Source organism: Klenkia sp. AC732 (genome assembly GCF_979256525.1).
In genome coordinates this window covers 1-16,554 of sequence record NZ_CEEDOS010000038.1, presented here as the reverse complement: position 1 = coordinate 16,554, position 16,554 = coordinate 1, and the positions used below count along the sequence as shown (strand labels likewise).

Annotated in this window: 20 protein-coding genes; 19 read left to right on the top strand and 1 reads right to left on the bottom strand. The window is 75.8% G+C overall.

Annotated elements, in window-relative coordinates; all coding sequences use genetic code 11:
* Window positions 1-82 precede the first annotated feature (82 nt).
* The 11 genes from AC0IVP_RS16865 to AC0IVP_RS16815 all read left to right on the top strand — a co-directional run bounded on the left by AC0IVP_RS16865 (window position 83) and on the right by AC0IVP_RS16815 (window position 8,191).
* Complete coding sequence (locus AC0IVP_RS16865) at window positions 83-538, top strand: Asp23/Gls24 family envelope stress response protein (RefSeq protein ID WP_056295507.1); 456 nt, start codon at window positions 83-85, stop codon at window positions 536-538.
* Window positions 535-900: an Asp23/Gls24 family envelope stress response protein gene (locus tag AC0IVP_RS16860; RefSeq protein ID WP_157519408.1), complete on the top strand. Its 366-nt coding sequence runs from the start codon at window positions 535-537 to the stop codon at window positions 898-900. Before AC0IVP_RS16865 ends, AC0IVP_RS16860 begins: the two co-directional genes overlap by 4 nt.
* A 7-nt stretch (window positions 901-907) precedes the next feature.
* Window positions 908-1,177 (top strand): hypothetical protein, encoded by a 270-nt coding sequence (locus tag AC0IVP_RS16855; RefSeq protein ID WP_471758011.1) that lies wholly within the window; start codon window positions 908-910, stop codon window positions 1,175-1,177.
* Between the two features lie 29 nt (window positions 1,178-1,206).
* Window positions 1,207-1,398 (top strand): hypothetical protein, encoded by a 192-nt coding sequence (locus AC0IVP_RS16850; RefSeq protein WP_056295501.1) that lies wholly within the window; start codon window positions 1,207-1,209, stop codon window positions 1,396-1,398.
* Complete coding sequence (locus tag AC0IVP_RS16845) at window positions 1,395-1,817, top strand: Asp23/Gls24 family envelope stress response protein (RefSeq protein ID WP_056295498.1); 423 nt, start codon at window positions 1,395-1,397, stop codon at window positions 1,815-1,817. The genes AC0IVP_RS16850 and AC0IVP_RS16845 overlap by 4 nt, the downstream gene beginning before the upstream one ends.
* The gene (locus tag AC0IVP_RS16840; RefSeq protein ID WP_471758009.1) at window positions 1,817-2,350 is read left to right on the top strand and encodes a DUF6286 domain-containing protein; all 534 of its coding nucleotides are present in this window, start codon (window positions 1,817-1,819) and stop codon (window positions 2,348-2,350) included. The genes AC0IVP_RS16845 and AC0IVP_RS16840 overlap by 1 nt, the downstream gene beginning before the upstream one ends.
* On the top strand, window positions 2,347-2,952 hold the full coding sequence (locus AC0IVP_RS16835; RefSeq protein ID WP_056295495.1) for a hypothetical protein: 606 nt from the start codon (window positions 2,347-2,349) through the stop codon (window positions 2,950-2,952). The genes AC0IVP_RS16840 and AC0IVP_RS16835 overlap by 4 nt, the downstream gene beginning before the upstream one ends.
* A gap of 150 nt (window positions 2,953-3,102) precedes the next feature.
* The gene (locus tag AC0IVP_RS16830) at window positions 3,103-4,887 is read left to right on the top strand and encodes a PP2C family protein-serine/threonine phosphatase (RefSeq protein ID WP_471758007.1); all 1,785 of its coding nucleotides are present in this window, start codon (window positions 3,103-3,105) and stop codon (window positions 4,885-4,887) included.
* A gap of 2 nt (window positions 4,888-4,889) precedes the next feature.
* Window positions 4,890-6,281, top strand: a complete 1,392-nt coding sequence (locus AC0IVP_RS16825) for a bifunctional 3-(3-hydroxy-phenyl)propionate/3-hydroxycinnamic acid hydroxylase (RefSeq protein WP_471758067.1) — start codon at window positions 4,890-4,892, stop codon at window positions 6,279-6,281.
* 10 nt (window positions 6,282-6,291) lie between these two features.
* A complete protein-coding gene (locus AC0IVP_RS16820; RefSeq protein WP_471758005.1) occupies window positions 6,292-7,503 on the top strand; it encodes a cysteine desulfurase-like protein in 1,212 nt (403 codons plus the stop codon).
* Window positions 7,504-7,573: 70 nt separating this feature from the next.
* The gene (locus AC0IVP_RS16815; protein ID WP_471758003.1) at window positions 7,574-8,191 is read left to right on the top strand and encodes a TetR/AcrR family transcriptional regulator; all 618 of its coding nucleotides are present in this window, start codon (window positions 7,574-7,576) and stop codon (window positions 8,189-8,191) included.
* Window positions 8,192-8,200: 9 nt separating this feature from the next.
* On the opposite strand, the gene mftR is transcribed toward AC0IVP_RS16815, so the two are convergent.
* The gene (gene mftR / locus AC0IVP_RS16810) at window positions 8,201-8,794 is read right to left on the bottom strand and encodes a mycofactocin system transcriptional regulator (protein ID WP_471758001.1); all 594 of its coding nucleotides are present in this window, start codon (window positions 8,792-8,794) and stop codon (window positions 8,201-8,203) included.
* Window positions 8,795-8,920: 126 nt separating this feature from the next.
* Between mftR and mftA the strand changes: the two genes are divergently transcribed.
* From mftA to AC0IVP_RS16770, 8 genes are all read left to right on the top strand, one after another.
* Window positions 8,921-9,043, top strand: a complete 123-nt coding sequence (gene mftA / locus AC0IVP_RS16805; RefSeq protein ID WP_471757999.1) for a mycofactocin precursor MftA — start codon at window positions 8,921-8,923, stop codon at window positions 9,041-9,043.
* A 4-nt stretch (window positions 9,044-9,047) separates the two neighbouring features.
* On the top strand, window positions 9,048-9,479 hold the full coding sequence (gene mftB / locus AC0IVP_RS16800; RefSeq protein WP_471757997.1) for a mycofactocin biosynthesis chaperone MftB: 432 nt from the start codon (window positions 9,048-9,050) through the stop codon (window positions 9,477-9,479).
* The gene (gene mftC / locus AC0IVP_RS16795) at window positions 9,476-10,708 is read left to right on the top strand and encodes a mycofactocin radical SAM maturase (protein WP_471757995.1); all 1,233 of its coding nucleotides are present in this window, start codon (window positions 9,476-9,478) and stop codon (window positions 10,706-10,708) included. The genes mftB and mftC overlap by 4 nt, the downstream gene beginning before the upstream one ends.
* Window positions 10,709-10,711: 3 nt before the next feature.
* Window positions 10,712-12,571, top strand: a complete 1,860-nt coding sequence (locus AC0IVP_RS16790) for a mycofactocin system FadH/OYE family oxidoreductase 1 (RefSeq protein ID WP_471757993.1) — start codon at window positions 10,712-10,714, stop codon at window positions 12,569-12,571.
* 186 nt (window positions 12,572-12,757) lie between these two features.
* Complete coding sequence (locus AC0IVP_RS16785) at window positions 12,758-13,594, top strand: mycofactocin-coupled SDR family oxidoreductase (protein WP_471757991.1); 837 nt, start codon at window positions 12,758-12,760, stop codon at window positions 13,592-13,594.
* Window positions 13,591-14,427 (top strand): mycofactocin-coupled SDR family oxidoreductase, encoded by an 837-nt coding sequence (locus tag AC0IVP_RS16780; protein WP_471757989.1) that lies wholly within the window; start codon window positions 13,591-13,593, stop codon window positions 14,425-14,427. The genes AC0IVP_RS16785 and AC0IVP_RS16780 overlap by 4 nt, the downstream gene beginning before the upstream one ends.
* 52 nt (window positions 14,428-14,479) lie before the next feature.
* Window positions 14,480-15,439, top strand: coding sequence for an AAA family ATPase (locus AC0IVP_RS16775; protein ID WP_471757987.1), 960 nt, complete (start codon window positions 14,480-14,482; stop codon window positions 15,437-15,439).
* A gap of 264 nt (window positions 15,440-15,703) precedes the next feature.
* Window positions 15,704-16,441, top strand: a complete 738-nt coding sequence (locus tag AC0IVP_RS16770; protein WP_471757985.1) for a vWA domain-containing protein — start codon at window positions 15,704-15,706, stop codon at window positions 16,439-16,441.
* Window positions 16,442-16,554 lie beyond the last annotated feature (113 nt).

Sequence of the window (16,554 nt, the reverse complement as noted above, 5' to 3'; positions counted from 1 at the left end):
GAGGATCCGGCGCAGGCCGACTCCAACCCCCTGAGCAGCACAGAACGGCCTGAGCTCGGGCCGGCAACCGAGAGGACGTCCGATGACCGAGTCCACGAAGACCGCCAGCACCAGCAGCAGCACCGAGCTGGTCTCCAGCCAGGGCAAGACCACGATCGCCGACACCGTCGTGTCCAAGATCGCCGGCATGGCCGCGCGTGAGGTCAACGGCGTCTACCGCCTCGGCGGCGGCACCGCCCGCGCCTTCGGCGCCATCCGCGAGCGCATCCCGGGTTCCGGCGGCCCGAACGTCAGCCAGGGCGTCTCCGTCGAGGTCGGCGAGACCCAGGCCGCCATCGACATCGACGTCGTCGTCGAGTACGGCGTCGCGATCGCCGACCTGGCCGCCGGCATCCGCCGCAACGTCATCCAGAGCATCCAGTCGATGACCGGCCTGCAGGTCGTCGAGGTCAACATCGCCGTCGACGACATCCACCTGCCCTCCGACGAGTCCTCGAACGGCGACGAGTCCGAGCCCACGCCCAGCCGGGTCCAGTGACCGTCCCGGGCCGCGCCCTCGTCGGCGGTGTCGACCCCCGGGTCGTCGCCGCGGCGGTCCTCGCGTGCCCGGGCGTGGTCCGGCTCTCCGGTGGGCCCTTCGGGTCCGCGGCGACCTACCTGCCCGGTGACCGGGTGACCGGCGTCGTCGTGCGGGAGACCGACGGCCCGCCGGACGTCGCGGTGCACGTCGTCTCGCTCTACGGCGTGCCCGTCGCCGACGTCGCCGGGCAGGTCCGCACCGCGGTCACCGCCGCGGCCCCGGGCTCCCGGGTCGACGTGCACGTCGACGACGTCGACCACGCGGCACCTCCCGTCGAGGACCCGGTGCCACCCGCGGGGCCCCCGGCCCCGGGCGTCTGAGCCACCCGTGAGCACCCCCGGACCCGAGACCCCCGACGACGAGCGCTCCCGGCGCGCGGCGGAGCGGGCGTTCGTCCGGGCGCACCACCCCGACGTCGGCGGCGACCCGGCGGCCTTCGCGGCCGGGCTCGCCGCCCTCCGGGCCGGTCGGACCCCGACCCCGCCCGGGTCGGTGACCGTCGTCGCCACCCGGCGGCTGCGGAGCGCGCCGACCCGGTTGTTCCACCGCTGGCGCCGGGCGCGACAGCGCTCCCGCCGCTCCACCCGGCTCCAGTGACCCCCCGCGACACACCCCAGGAGACACCCATGCGTCCCAGCACAGTCGGCCTCGTCGTCGGGATGGTGCTCGGCCTCGCCGGCGCCTTCGGCGGCTTCGGCGCCTTCGTCCTCGTCGCCGTCCTCGCCGCGCTCGGCTTCGTCGCCGGCAAGGTCGTCGAGGGCCAGCTCGACCTGTCCTCGCTGATGGGCTCCGGCGACCGATCCCGCCGGGACCGGTGACCGCCCCCACCGCGGCCGACCCGGCCCTCGACGGCGGGGACAGCCGGCTGGACGACGGTCTGGCGCCCCGTGCGGACCGCGGCCGCACCACCGTCGCCGACCGGGTGGTCGAGCGGATCGCCGCAGCGGCCGCCGCCGAGGTCGACGCCGCCACCGGCACCGCCCGGCGGGTGCTCGGCGTCGCGGTGAGCAGCGCCGACCGGCCGCGGGTCACCGCCCGCGTGCACGGCGACGAGGCCACCGTCGAGATCGACATGTCCGTCTCCTGGCCGGCCCCGGTCCGCCAGGTCACCCGCCGCGTCCGCGAGCACGTGGGCGAGCGGCTGGTCTCCCTGGTCGGCCTGCGCAGCGCGCGGGTCGATGTCCACGTCGCCGCGCTCCCCCTGGAGCGCTCCCCCGAAGAGAAGAGGGTGCACTGATGCGCACCGTCGACCGCGTCCTGGCCCTGGTGCTGGGGCTGGCGGGCCTCGGGCTCGGCATCGTCGTGGCCGCCGAGGTCGTGCAGGGCCTGCTGGGCCGCCCCGGCCACCTGGTCCTGCCCTACAGCGGCACCGCCTCCTGGCTGCGCGAGCACGCCTGGTCCGACGGCGCCGTGCTGACCATCGGCGGCGTCCTCGTCGCCGTCGGCCTGCTGCTCGTCCTGGCCGAGCTCAAGCCCCGCCGCAAGACCCTGCTCGTCCTGGACGGGGAACCCGAGGACGACGTGGTCACCGCGGTGTCCCGCACCGGCGTCGGCCGTGCGCTGGAGCAGTCGGTGTCCGGGCTCTCCGGCGTCGACGGCACCTCCTCCGTGGTCCGCCGGCGCAGGGTGGAGCTGACCGTGCGGACCGCGCTGCGCGAGACCGGTGACCTGGAGACCCAGGTCCGGGACCGGGCCGCGCAGGCCCTCGCCGGCCTGGACCTGGTGGCCGGCCCCACGCTGCACGTCGACCTGCGGCGGGTGTCGGCATGAGCCGCCCCGCGGCCCTCGCACCGGTCACCCGCACCCCCGGTGCGGTGCGGACCAACCGGACGGTGCTCACCGTCCTGGGCCTGCTGCTCACCGCGGCCGGCGTCGCCACCCTGCTGCTCGGGCTGGGCGTGCTGGGTGCCGGCCAGGCCGACCGGACCGTCGTGGACCCGGCCGTGGACGACGTCGCCCGGATGGGCTGGTTCTGGCCGGTCGTCGGGGTGGTCGCCCTGCTGGTGGCCGTGCTCAGCGGCTGGTGGCTGGTCGCCCAGGCCCGCACCGACCGGCTCGCCCGGCTCCGCCTGGACGACGACGCCACCACCGGTCGCACGATGCTCGAGGGCGCCGCGCTGACCCGCGCCATCGAGGACGAGGTGTCCGGCCTGGCCGGGGTCACCCGGGCCTCCGCGCACCTGTCCGGCACGTCGTCGGCGCCCCGGCTTCACCTGCGGGTGCGGCTGGACGGCCGGGTCGACCCGGCCGAGGTGCACCGCGACGTCAGCGGCCAGGTCCTCGAGCACGCCCGGCAGGCCCTGGAGGTGCAGCGGCTGCCCACCCGGGTCGAGCTGGACCTGCCGCGCGGCACCGCCCGCTCGCTGGGCTGACCCCCCGGCCCCGTCGTCCCGCGTGGACGGCGGGGCCGGCGGGGCCGGTCGCCGCGCCGGTGCCGCGGCACACGGGGACCCGCGGCACCGGACCTACGATGATCGGAACGGGCCGGAGCGGTCTGCGGACCTGACGGGGGAGGTGGTCGTGTGCCGGAGGCGACACGCCAGCTCTTCACCTCCGTCGGCGAGGGCGACCCGATGCACGAGCTGGTCCTGGCCACCGACTGGTCGGCCACCCCGCTGGGCCCGGTCGGGGGCTGGTCGGACACGCTGCGCACCGCCGTCGGCATCTGCTTGAACAACCCGTTCCCCATGCTGGTCATGTGGGGCCCGGAGCTGACCATGGTCTACAACGGCGCCTACGCGCCGATCCTGGGGGACAAGCACCCGGCCGCCATGGGCCGCAGCTGCGCCGAGGTGTGGGACGAGCTGTGGCCCCAGATCCAGGGCCGGCTGCACGGCGTCCTGCAGGGCAAGGCCACCTACGACGTCGACCTGCCGCTGCTCATGCACCGGCACGGCTTCGACGAGGCCACCTGGTTCACCTTCGCCTACTCCCCGATCGTCGAGCTCGGGGCCGACGGCGTCCGGCGGGTGGCCGGGGTCCTCAACACGACGACCGACACCACCGCCCGGGTGCTCACCGCCCGCCGGCTCACCGCCCTGCAGGCCTTCGGCGCCATCGGCTCCAGCCGGCACGGCGACAGCGACCGGGCCGCGACCGCCGCCGTGCAGGCCCTGGCCGGCGCCGGAGACGACGTCCCGTTCGCGGTGGTCTACCTGCTCGACGAGGACGGCGCCGGCGCGCACCTCGCCGCCGCCACCGGCCTGCCCGACACCGTCCCCGACGGCGTCGTGCCCCGGCTGCCCGCCGGCCCCGACGAGGCCTGGGTGTGGGACGCCCTCACCAGCGGCACGGCCACCACCGTCACCGGGCTGATCGACCGGGTGCCCGGCCTGACGTCGTCGGCGGGGGTGGGCCGGGTCCCGGTGGACACGGCCGTGGCGCTGCCGCTCGTCGTCGCCGGGCAGACCCGTCCGGTGGGCGTGCTGGTCGCCGGGGTCGACCCGCACCTGCGCCTGGACGAGGACCACCGGGCGTTCCTGGAGCTGGTCGCCGGCCAGGTCGCCACCGTCGTCGCCGACGCGCAGGCGCACGCCGCCGAGCGCCGCTGGGCCGCCGAGCGGGCCGAGGCCGAGCGCGAGGCCGCCCGGTTCTCCACCGAGGTGTCGGTGACCTTGCAGCGCTCCATCCTGGGCCCGGTCGAGCTGCCCGAGGGCTTCGCGGTCCGCTACGAGCCGGCTGCGTCGGCGCTGGAGGTCGGCGGCGACTGGTACGACGTCGTCGAGCTGTCGGCAGGGGTCTTCGGCGTCGTCGTCGGGGACGTCGTGGGCCGGGGCCTGGCCGCGGCCGCGGTGATGGGCCAGCTGCGCAGCGCCGGCCGGGCCCTGCTGCTGGAGGCCAACGGCCCGGCCCAGGTGCTCGGCGCGCTGGACCGGTTCGCCGGCCTGGTCGAGGGCGCCACCTGCAGCACCGTGTTCTGCGCCGTCGTCGACCAGGCCGCGGGCACGCTGACCTGGTCCAGCGCCGGGCACCTGCCTGCCGTGCTGGTCGGTGCCGACGGCTCGAGCCGCCTGCTGGAGGGCGCCTCGTCGCTGCCGCTGGCCGTCGTCCCGGGGCGGCCGCGGCCCGAGGGCGTCGTCGGGCTGACCGCGGGGGACAGCCTGCTGGCCTACACCGACGGCCTGGTCGAGCGCCGGGACGAGGCGCTGGACGAGGGCATCGCCCGCGCCGTGGCCGCCGTCGTCGCCGGGCGGGAACTGTCCCCCGACGTGCTGGCCGCGGTGCTGGTCGACCAGCTGCTGGGCGACGACCAGGACGACGACGTCGCGCTGATGCTCTACCGGCACCCGCAGGCGGTCACCGGTTGATCGTGGTGGTCGGGGCCGGGCCGGTGGGACTCACCGCGGCCCTGCTGCTCGCCCGCCGGGGCCGCGAGGTGACCGTCCTGGAGAAGCACGAGCACTCTTACGGGCTGCCCCGCGCCGTGCACCTGGACGACGAGTGCGTGCGGGTGCTGCAGGCCGCCGGGGTGGCCGAGGCCTTCGCCCGGGTCAGCCGTCCGATGGCCGGGCTGCGGCTGCTGGACGCGGACGGCCGGGTGCTGGTCGAGTTCGCCCGCGCGCCCGGGGCGGGGGTGCACGGCTGGCCGCAGGCCTCGATGTTCTCCCAGCCCGACCTGGAGGAGCTGCTGCGCGCCGAGGTCGCCCGCCGGCCGCTGGTGCAGCTGCGCACCGGGGTGGAGGTCACCGGGCTGGTGCTCCACCCGGACGGCGTCACCGTGACGGACCGGTCCGGTGCACGGCTGGAGGCCGAGGCGGTGCTGGGCTGCGACGGCGCCCGCAGCACCGTCGCCCGGCTGATCGGCGCCGGCGAGGTGCCGCTGGGCCGGCCGGACCGCTGGCTGGTGGCCGACCTGCAGGCCGACGCCCCGCTGGACGTGTGGCCCGGGGTGCACCAGGTCTGCGACCCGCACCGGGCAGCCACCTTCATGCCGGTCGCCGGCGACCGGTACCGGGCCGAGTTCCGGCTCCGGGACGGCGAGCAGGTCGGCGACGTCGACCTGCCCGCACTGCTGGCCCGCTTCGGGGCGGCGGACACCCGGGTGCTGCGCGCCGTCGAGTACGCCTACGGCGCCCGGGTCGCCGCCCGGTGGCGTGCCGGCCGCGTGCTGCTCTGCGGGGACGCCGCGCACCTGACCCCGCCCTTCATCGGGCAGGGCCTGGGGCTGGGCCTGCGGGACGTGCACCAGCTGGCCTGGAAGCTCGACGCGGTGCTGGCCGGGGCCGACGGGTCGTTGCTGGACACCCACCGGGCCGAGCGGGAGCCGCACGCCCGCGCGCTGGTCCGGCTCGCGGTGCTGCTGGGCTGGCTGATGACCGGCGGTGGGGACCGGACGGCGGTGCTGCGCCGGCTGCTGCTGGGGGTGGCCCGCCGGGTGCCGGGGCTGTCCTCCCAGGTGCTGGCCAGCCGCACCCCGGCGTTGCGCCGCGGGCCGCTGGTCCGCCGTCCCCGGCTGGGGCCGGCCGGGCCGGTCGGGGTGCTGCTGCCCCAGCCGACCCTGCCCGACGGCCGCCGCCTCGACGACCTGCTGGGCGAGGGGTGGGCGCTGCTCACCCGGTCCGGGGCCCGGCCGCGGCTGCCGCGCGGGGTCCGGCCGAGGGTCCTGGACGCGTCCGCGCTGCCCCCGCTGGGGCCCGGTCTGCACCGGGACTGGGTGCTGGTGCGCCCGGACCGGGTGGTGGCCGCGGTGTCCCGCCGGTGAGACTGGGCCCATGACCTACGACGTCGCCGCGGTGCGGGCCGCGTTCCCCTCGCTGCGGTCGGGCACCGCGCACTTCGACGGCCCGGGCGGCTCCCAGGTGCCGCTGCCGGTGGCCGACGCGGTGCACGCGACGCTGGTGTCCCCGATCGCCAACCGCGGTTCGGTGACGGCCGCCGAGCGCACCGCCGACGCCGTGGTGCTGGCCGCCCGGCAGGCGGTCGCCGACCTGGTGGGCGGCGTCCCCGGCGGGGTGGTGTTCGGCCGCAGCGCCACCGCGCTGACCTACGACCTGGCCCGCACCCTGTCCGCGGGCTGGGGTCCCGGCGACGAGGTCGTGGTCACCCGGCTGGACCACGACGCCAACGTCCGGCCCTGGGTGCAGGCCGCCGAGCGGGCCGGCGCCACCGTGCGCTGGGTCGGCTTCGACCCGGCCACCGGTGAGCTCACCGCCGTCGACGTCGCCGCACAGGTCGGCCCGGCCACCCGGCTGGTCGCCGTCACCGGTGCGTCCAACCTGATCGGCACCCGCCCGCCGCTGGCCGCGATCGCCGAGGTCGTGCACGCCGCCGGTGCGCTGCTGCACGTCGACGGGGTGCACCTGACCGCGCACGCGCCGGTCGACCTGACCGAGCTGGGCTGCGACACCTTCGTCTGCTCGCCGTACAAGTTCCTCGGCCCGCACTGCGGGGTGCTGGTCGCCGACCCCGCGTTCCTGGGCACGCTGCACCCGGACAAGCTGCTGCCCTCCACCGACGCCGTCCCCGAGCGGTTCGAGGTGGGCACCCTGCCCTACGAGCTGCTGGCCGGCACCACGGCGGCCGTGGACTTCCTGGCCGGCATCGCCGGTCCGGAGGGGCCCCGCCGGACCCGGCTGCTGGCCGCCATGGCCGCCCTCGAGGAGCACGAGGACGCCCTGCGGGTGCGGCTGGAGGAGGGCCTGGCCGAGCTGCCCGGCGTGACGGTGTGGTCCCGGGCCGCGCACCGGACGCCGACCCTGCTGCTGACCTTCGCCGACCGGGACGCCGGCGACGCGTACCGGGCGCTGGCCGAGCGGGGGGTCAACGTCCCGGCCGGGTCGTTCTACGCCCTGGAGGCCTCCCGCTGGCTGGGGCTGGGTGATGCGGGCGGCCTGCGGGTCGGCCTGGCGCCCTACACCGACGCCGACGACGTGGACCGCCTGCTGGCGGGGCTGCGGGACTTCACCGGTGTGGAGCGGCACTGAAGGGTCTAAAGTCGTGCGGGCAGGTCCCGGCGAGTGGTCCGGGGCGGACTCTCCGCGGGGGGAGCCTGGTGTGACGGACGAGCCGGGTCGGCGCGAGCGCAAACGCGCCCGCACCCGTTCCACCGTGGTGACCGTGGCCCAGGAGCTCTTCCGGGACCGCGGCTTCGAGCACACCACGATCGAGGACGTCGCCCGCGCCGCCGACGTCGCCGTGCAGACCGTGTTCAACCACGTGTCCAGCAAGGAGGAGCTCTTCTTCGCCGACCGCGTGCCGTGGGCGGTGATGATCGGTTCCGCGCCCTGCCCCGCGCCCGGTGAGGACTGGGCCGAGGCGCTGGTCCGCCAGCTGACCGAGGCCTCCGTGGGCTACCTGGGCGGCCTGGCCGACCCCGCCTACCTGGACATGGCCGCGCAGGTGGAGTCGGTGCCGGCGCTCAACCGCTACGAGCGGGCCGTGCACACCCGCGCCGAGGAGTCCCTGGCCGGGCACCTGGCCACCGCCGGGGTCAGCTCGCACCCCCGGCTGACCGCGGCCCTGCTGCTGGCCACCACCCGGGTGCACGCCCACGAGCACCGGCAGCGCGTCATCGCCGGCACCCCGCTGGCGGAGTCCCTGGAGCAGGTCGGCCGGATGCTGCCCGGCTACCTGGGCCGGGTCCTGTCGATGACCTCGCCCGTCCCCGCCTGACCCGTCCGGTCAGTCCGGTCGGCGCAGTCCCGGGAAGCCCCCGGCCAGCTGGTCGAAGGCGGCGTGCAGGTCCTCGGCCAGGGACCCCTCGCCGATGAGCCACGTCTCGAACGCCGTCGTCGCCGCGGCCCGGGTGGCCGTGGCGACCAGGCGCGGGACCAGCGAGTGCGGGTCGTCCCCGGTCCGCCGGGCCACGTGCTCGGCGACCACCCGGTCGACGTCGGCGTACCGGACCTGCGAGTGCGCCTGCAGGGCGGGCTCGGTGAGGATCAGCCGCATCCGCTGGCGCAGCAGCGGCAGGTCCTCGGCGGCGTAGTCGTTGACCTCGACGTAGGCCGCGCAGATCGAGGCGAGCACCGGCTGCGCGTCGTCGGTGCCGGCCAGCAGCTCCTCCAGCCGGACGACGTGGGCGTGGAAGTCGCCCCACACCGCGTCGGCCTTGGTGGCGAAGTGCCGGAAGAACGTCCGGCGGCTGATCCCGGCGGCGTCGGCGACCTCGTCGGCGGTCACCGTCTCGAAGTCGCGGCCGGTGAAGAGCTCCAGGGCGGCGGCCTCGATGCGGGCCCGGGTGGCCTCGCGTGCGTCCCCGGCTGCTTCGGTCACGCGCAGATCATGCTCCCGGGCACCGGTGCCGCCGACACCCGCCGACCGTGCCGCCCCCTCTTGCCCGGTGACACTCGGTGCCATAGCGTCCGGGGAGTCAGTGACCCAGCTCACCAGGAGGCACCCGTGCCGGAGCAGACGCAGGCCGCCGAGACCACCGCCGCAGAGGCTGCAGCCACCGAGGAGGTCCTCGTCGAGGACTCCCTGGTGGAGGAGGTCTCCATCGACGGCATGTGCGGCGTGTACTGAGCCGTTGGCAGACACCGCACTCGTCACCGACCCCGCGGCCGGCGCCACGCCGGCCGCGGGCGAGGTCACGGTCCCCGCTGACGAACGCCCCTTCGACCCCGCGCTGCCCTGGCGGAAGTCCCGGTCGGTGGCGCTGCGCCCCGAGCCCTTCGGCGCGCTGGTCTACCACTTCGGCAACCGCAAGCTGTCGTTCCTGAAGTCGGTGCCCCTGGTCGCGGTCGTGAAGGCCCTCGAGGAGCACCCCGACGTCCCCAGCACGCTGCGCGCCTGCGACGTCCCGGAGGCCCAGCACCCGGCCTACGTGACCGCACTCGCGACGCTCTCGCGCTCCCAGATGATCGAGATCAGGACCTCGGTGCCCCCCACCACGAGCGAGCTCGTGGTGGGCCCCTGCACCGAGGCCGACCAGCAACCGGAAGAAGGTCGCTCGCTGTGACTGCCGTCCTCCCCACGCGCGCCCCGGTCCAACGGCCCACCGGCGGCAAGCTGATCGACCAGTTCGAGTACGGCCTGGACGCCCCCATCTGCCTGACCTGGGAGCTCACCTACGCCTGCAACCTGGCGTGCGCGCACTGCCTGTCCTCCTCGGGCCGCCGCGACCCGCGCGAGCTGTCCACGGCCGAGGCCGAGGGCGTGATCGACGAGCTGCAGCGCATGCAGGTCTTCTACGTCAACGTCGGCGGCGGCGAGCCCACCGTCCGCCCGGACTTCTGGCACCTGCTCGACTACGCCATCGGCCACGACGTCGGGGTCAAGTTCTCCACCAACGGCGTGAAGCTGAACAAGGAGCGGGCCGCCCAGCTGGCCCGCACCGACTACGTCGACGTGCAGATCTCCCTGGACGGCGCGACCGCCGCGGTCAACGACCGGGTCCGCGGCACCGGCTCCTTCGACACCGCGATCAAGGCCCTGGAGAACCTGGCCGAGGCCGGGATGAAGGACTTCAAGGTCTCGGTCGTGGTGACCCGGGAGAACGCCGGGCAGCTCGACGAGTTCCGGGCCCTCACCGACTCCTACGGCGCCCAGCTGCGACTGACCCGGCTGCGGCCCTCCGGCCGCGGGGCCGACGTCTGGGACGAGCTGCACCCCACGATGGCCCAGCAGAAGGACCTGTACCACTGGCTGCTGGCCAACGGCGACAACGTGCTGACCGGGGACTCCTTCTTCCACCTGTCCGCGTTCGGGGAGGCCCTGCCCGGGCTGAACCTGTGCGGCGCCGGTCGCGTGGTCTGTCTCATCGACCCGGTCGGGGACGTCTACGCCTGCCCGTTCGCCATCCACGAGAACTTCCTGGCCGGCAACGTGCGCAGCCCCGGTGGCTTCCAGACCGTGTGGCAGCAGAGCGAGCTCTTCGCCGACCTGCGCAACCCGCAGACCGGTGGCGCCTGCACCAAGTGCCAGCACTTCGACTCCTGCCGGGGCGGTTGCATGGCCGCCAAGTTCTTCACCGGCCTGCCGCTGGACGGGCCCGACCCCGAGTGCGTGCAGGGCTACGGCGAGAACGCCCTCGCCGCCCGGGACCTGGAGCTGGTCACGCCCAAGTCGCACATCGACCACTCGCACAAGGGTCCCGTCCGCGGCCAGCCCACGCTGCTGGGGATGCCCTCCATCCCGCCCGCGAAGATCTGCGACGAGTCGCCGCTGGCCGGCCTGGACGTCCGGTAGCGCGTGCGCCTGACCGACCCCCTCCCGCTCGCGGGTCGGACGGCGCCCTCCCGGGTGCTGTTCGGCCCGCACGAGACGAACCTCGGCTCCGGCCGGGCTCTCTCGCCGCGGCACGTCGCGTACTACGCGCGACGGGCCGTGGGCGGCGCGGGGGTCGTCGTCGTGGAGGCGGCGTCGGTGCACCCCTCCGACCAGCCCTCCGAGCGCGCCCCGCTCGCCGCCGCCTGTGCGCCGGGGTGGGCCGCGGTCGGTGACGCCTGCCGCCGGCACGGCACCGTGGTGCTGGCCGGGCTGACCCACACCGGCGGCCAGGGCTCCTCGGCCTGGACCCGGGCGGCCCTGTGGGGCCCGTCCCGGGTGCCCGACGTGGTCACCCGCGAGGTCCCGCAGCCCCTGGACGACGAGGCGCTCGGTGCGTTGGTCGCCGGGTTCGCCGGGGCGGCGGCCACCGCCGTGGCCGCCGGGCTGGACGGCGTCGAGGTCGACGCCGGGCCGCGCTCCCTGCTGCGCCAGTTTCTCTCCGGGCTGACCAACCGGCGCACCGACGCCCACGGCGCCGACCGGTCGCTGCTGCTGCGCGAGGTGCTGGCCGCGGTCCGCGCCGCGCAGGGCCCGGACCGGGTGCTGGCGCTGCGGCTCTCGGTGGACGAGTCCGCGCCCTGGGCCGGGCTGACGCCGTCCTCGTGCCTGGCGCTGGTCGCCGAGCTGGCCCCGCTGGTCGACCTGCTCACCCTGGTCCGCGGCAGTGCGCTGGACCTGGCCGCGTACCGGCCCACCGCGCACCGGGTCCCGGCGTTCCACGTGGGACTCGTCTCGGCCGCCGGGCCGACCCCGGTCGTGGCGCAGGGCTCGGTCGTGGACGTCGACCGGGCCGAGGAGCTGCTGGCCGACGGGTACGCCGCGGTGGAGATGACCCGCGCGCAGATCGCTGACGCGACCCTCGTGGCCACCGTCCGCGCCGGCCGGCGTCCCCGGCCGTGCCTGCTGTGCAACCAGGCCTGTCAGGTGCTGGACACCCGCAACCCGCCGGTCAGCTGCGTGGTCGACCCGCGCAGCGGCCACGAGACCACCGAGCCCGACGTCGACGTGGCCGACCCCGGGACGCGTCCCCGGGTGGTCATCGCGGGGGCCGGTCCGGCCGGTCTGGAGGCCGCCCGGGTGCTCGCTCTACGCGGGCACGACGTCGAGGTGGTGGCCCCCGCGGTCGGCGGGCTGCTCCCCGTGGTCGCCGCAGCCCCGGGGCGGGAACGATTCCAGGACTTCGCGGACTGGCTGGTCGGCGAGTGCGCCCGGCTCGGGGTCACGGTCACCGAGGGCCGCACCGACGACGCCGACGTCGTCGCCACCGGCGGGCAGGCCGGGGTCCCCGTGGTCCCCGGCGCGGTCCCGGCGGCCGACGTGCTCGCCGGCGGGCAGCTCCCCGACGGCCCGGTGCTGGTGCACGACCCGGTCGGGGGCCCGGTCGGCGTCGGGGTCGCCGAGCTGCTGGCCGGCACCGGACGCGCCGTCACCCTGGCCACACCCGACGACCTGGTCGGCTCGGGGCTGGGGGCCACCGGCGACCTGGCCGACGCCAACGGCCGGCTGGCCCGGGCCGGGGTCCGCCGGGAGACCGCGGTGCTGCTGAGGTCCTGGGTGGCCGGGGTCGCCGTGCTGGAGCACCGGTGGAGCGGCGCGGTCGTCGAGGTGCCGTGCGCGGCCGTCGTCGACGCCGGGCACCGGCTGCCCGGTCGGGTGCTGCCCGACGAGGGACGCGAACACTTCGCCGGGGACGTCGTCGCGCCCCGCACCGTGCTCGACGCCGTGCTCGAGGGACGGCGGGCCGCGCTCGCCGTCTCCGACCGGGAGGCGGTGGACGCGTGAGCCCCACCCCGGCGCTGGAGTCGCTCCCGGTCAGCAAGCCCTGGTACCTCCGCGGCCCCGCGGCGTGGAAGCCGCGAACCGGGCGGCCGGTGGCCGCGGCCCCGCAGGGGCCCTGACGGTCCGACCTCCGCTGGGTCGGACCGCGCTCAGTCACGCAGCGGGGGACCCGACGAGAGGAACGAACCGATGGGCAAGCTCGAGGGCAAGGTCGCCTTCATCACCGGTGCGGCACGCGGTCAGGGCCGCAGCCACGCCATCCGGTTGGCGCAGGAGGGGGCCGACGTCATCGCGGTCGACCTGTGCACGCAGATGGGGTCGGTCGGCTACCCGATGGCCACCGAGGAGGACCTGGCGGAGACCGTCCGGCAGGTCGAGGCGCTGGACCGACGGATCGTGGCCAGCGTCGCCGACGTCCGGGACTCCGCGGCACTCAAAGCCGCGGTCGACGACGGCGTGGCGCAGCTCGGCCGGCTGGACATCGTGCTGGCCAACGCCGGCATCGCCACGTTCGCGCCGGTCGAGGAGCTGACCGACGACATGTGGGACGAGATGATCGCGGTCAACCTGACCGGCGTCTTCAAGGCCGTCCGGGCGGCGGTGCCGCACATCAGGGCCGGCGGGCGGGGCGGCGCGATCGTGCTGACCTCGTCCACGGCCGGCATCAAGGGCCTGGCCAACCTGTCGCACTACGTGGCCGCCAAGCACGGCGTCGTCGGGCTGGTGAAGACGATGGCCAACGAGTTCGCCCCGGACATGATCCGGGTCAACTCGGTGCACCCGACGTCGGTGAACACCGACATGATCCACAACGAGGAGACCTACGGGCTCTTCCGGCCCGACAAGCCCAAGTCCGAGGTCACCCGGGACGAGGCGGCCGAGTCGTTCAAGACGATGAACGCGCTGCCGATCGAGTGGGTCGAGCCGGTCGACATCTCCAACGCGATCCTCTTCCTGGTCAGCGACGACGCCCGGTACGTCACCGGCGTCCAGCTGCCCGTCGACGCCGGCGCGGTGCAGAAGTGACGGGGAGGGTCGAGGGCAAGGTCGCGTTCATCACCGGTGCGGCCCGGTCCCAGGGCCGCAGCCACGCGCTGCGGCTGGCCCAGGAGGGCGCCGACATCATCGCCGTCGACGTCTGCGGGCCGATCGAGAGCATCGGCATGTACCCGCCGGCCACCGAGGAGGACCTGGCGGAGACCGTCCGCCAGGTCGAGGCGCTGGACCGGCGGATCGTGGCCACCAAGGCCGACGTCCGGGACTCCGCGGCGATGAAGGCCGCGGTCGACGACGGCGTCGCCCAGCTGGGCCGGCTGGACATCGTGCTCGGCAACGCCGGGGTGTTCGAGATCCAGCCCGCGCTGGAGCTCACCGACGAGGCCTGGCGGGAGATGATCGACATCAACCTGACCGGCGTCTGGAACACCTGCAAGGTGGCCCTGCCGCACCTGATCGAGGGCGGCCGGGGCGGGTCGATCGTGCTGACCAGCTCGACGGCGGGCCTCAAGGGCACCCCGAACACGATCCACTACACGGCGGCCAAGCACGGCGTCGTCGGGGTGATGCGGACGCTGGCCAACGAGTTCGCCCAGCACTCGATCCGGGTCAACAGCGTGCACCCCACCGGGGTCGACACGGTGATGATCCAGAACGAGAAGACCTGGGGGCTCTTCGCGCCCGACGACCCGTCGCCGACCCGGGAGAAGGCCGCGCCGGTCTTCGAGTCCACCAACGCGCTGCCGGTCCCGTGGGTGGAGGCGGTCGACATCTCCAACGCGGTCCTGTTCCTGGTCTCCGACGAGGCGCGCTACATCACCGGCGTGACCCTCCCGGTCGACGCCGGCTACACGGTCAAGTGACCACCGGGGCGGCCGGGGACACCCCCGGCCGCCCCCCTCACGACGGGACGACATGGACCTGGACCACCGGACGACGACGTCGGCGACCGCCGACGTCCGCGCCGTCCGCGACCGCGTCGCCACCCACCTGGTGGGCCGCGAACGCGAGACCGACCTGCTGCTGGCCGCCGTCGCCGCCGGCCGCGACGTCCTCATCGAGGGCCCGCCCGGCACCTCCAAGTCGACGCTGCTGCGCGCCATCACCGGCGAGTGGGGGATCCCGCTGCTGCTCGTCGAGGGCAACGCCGACCTCACGCCCACCCGGCTGGTCGGGCACCACAACCCGGCCCGGGTGCTCCGCGAGGACTACACCGCGGACAACTTCGTGCCCGGGCCGTTGGTGGAGGCGATGCGGCAGGGCGGGTTCCTCTACGTCGAGGAGTTCAACCGGGCCCCCGAGGACACCCTGAACACCCTGCTCACCGCCATGGCCGAGCGCACCATCACCGTGCCCACGGTCGGCACCGTGCAGGCGCTGCCCACCTTCCGGGTGGTCGCCTCGATGAACCCCTACGACGCCGTCGGGACGACGCGGATGCCCACCTCGGTGTCCGACCGGATGTGCCGGCTGGCGGTCGACTACCAGGACGCCGACGCCGAGCGCGGCATCGTCGCCCGCCGCACCGGCGTCGGCTCGGCCCGGCTCGTCGCCGACGCGGTGGCGCTCACCCGGGCCACCCGGGAGCGGGACGACGTCCGGCAGGGCAGCTCGGTGCGCGGCGCCATCGACGTCGCGCTGGTGGCCGCCCAGCTGGCCGCGATGCGCGGGGTCGTGCTGCCCCCGGCCCCCGACGTCGCCCCGCCGCGGGACCTGCCGGCGGACTACACCGGCGTCGTCTGGGACGCGGTGCTGGTCGCGCTCAGCGGCCGGGTGCACCTGGACGAGATCGCCGAGCAGACCCCCGAGGGCGTGCTCCGGGAGATCTGGGAGGACCACTTCCTGCTGCAGCCCGCGGCGGCCGAGCCGGGTTGAAGGACCGTCGAGGCCGACTCCCCGGTCACCCGCCGCGACCGGCCGGGGAGCGCTCGACAGCACCGCGGGACCACGCCGCTGCGCCGCCGGCCCAAGCAGCTGACCGAACAGCCCTCGACGTACGAGCCGTCCAAGGGCGGCTCGGGGCTGGCGCTGTCCTCGGGGGACCGGCGCCGGCAACGGCAGACCGCCGCCCAGCGCGGCGGTTCCGGCCCCGGGACGACGGACGAGCCGGCCGAGCTGATCGCGCTGGCCGACCTGTCGGTGGAGTCCGAGGCCGACGCGCGCACCCGGCAGCGGGCCCGGCAGATCGCCCGCCGGCTCGCCGTGCCCCGCCCGCCGCGGGACCGGCGCTCCCGCCGGGGCGTCGGAGAGCTCACCTCCCAGCGCTGGACCGGCGGCTCCGACGAGCTGGACCTGGAACGCACGCTGGACGCGATCGCCGGCACCCCGCTGCCCGAGGACGACGACGTGGTCGTCCGCGAGCGGCTCCGCCGGACCCGCTCGGTGGTGCTCGTCGTCGACGTCTCCGGGTCGATGAAGGGGGAGCGGCTGCGCACCGCGGCGGCCACCGTCGGCGCGCTGGCCGGTGAGCTGGGCCGGGACCGGCTGGCCGTCGTCGCCTTCTGGTCCGACGCGGCGGTGCTGGTGCCCCTCGGCGCCCCGGTCGAGCCGCTGGGCGTGCTGGACCTGCTCCTCCGGGTGCCCACCCAGGGCCTGACCAACGTGTCCTTCGCGCTGGAGACGGCGGGCCGGCTGCTCGCCGGGGTGCCCCAGCGCGACGCCCGGGTGCTGCTGCTCAGCGACTGCGTGCACAACGCCGGCCCGGACCCGCGGACCGCCGCCGCCCGGCTGCCCCGCCTGGACGTCCTGCTGGACACCTCCGGCGAGGACGACGTCGACCTGGGCCGCGACCTCGCCAGGAGGGGCCGCGGCCGGATCCGGCTGGTCCGCCACCACACCGACGTCGCCCGCGCGTTGACCGCCGTCTTCACCGACTGACCCCGTCGCCCGCCGCCCGCAGCCCGTCGCCCCACGCCCGCCCGCCCCCGCCCCCGCCCGCCCGCCAGCCCCCGCCCGAGGAGCGTTGATCAGGGTCCCTGATCAGAGTCCGT

Coding starts and splice junctions, on each gene's coding strand:
- AC0IVP_RS16865 (WP_056295507.1), top strand. CDS start 83: ATGACCGAGTCCACGAAGACCGCCAGCACCAGCAGCAGCACCGAGCTG.
- AC0IVP_RS16840 (WP_471758009.1), top strand. CDS start 1,817: ATGCGCACCGTCGACCGCGTCCTGGCCCTGGTGCTGGGGCTGGCGGGC.
- AC0IVP_RS16850 (WP_056295501.1), top strand. CDS start 1,207: ATGCGTCCCAGCACAGTCGGCCTCGTCGTCGGGATGGTGCTCGGCCTC.
- AC0IVP_RS16835 (WP_056295495.1), top strand. CDS start 2,347: ATGAGCCGCCCCGCGGCCCTCGCACCGGTCACCCGCACCCCCGGTGCG.
- AC0IVP_RS16820 (WP_471758005.1), top strand. CDS start 6,292: ATGACCTACGACGTCGCCGCGGTGCGGGCCGCGTTCCCCTCGCTGCGG.
- AC0IVP_RS16775 (WP_471757987.1), top strand. CDS start 14,480: ATGGACCTGGACCACCGGACGACGACGTCGGCGACCGCCGACGTCCGC.
- AC0IVP_RS16785 (WP_471757991.1), top strand. CDS start 12,758: ATGGGCAAGCTCGAGGGCAAGGTCGCCTTCATCACCGGTGCGGCACGC.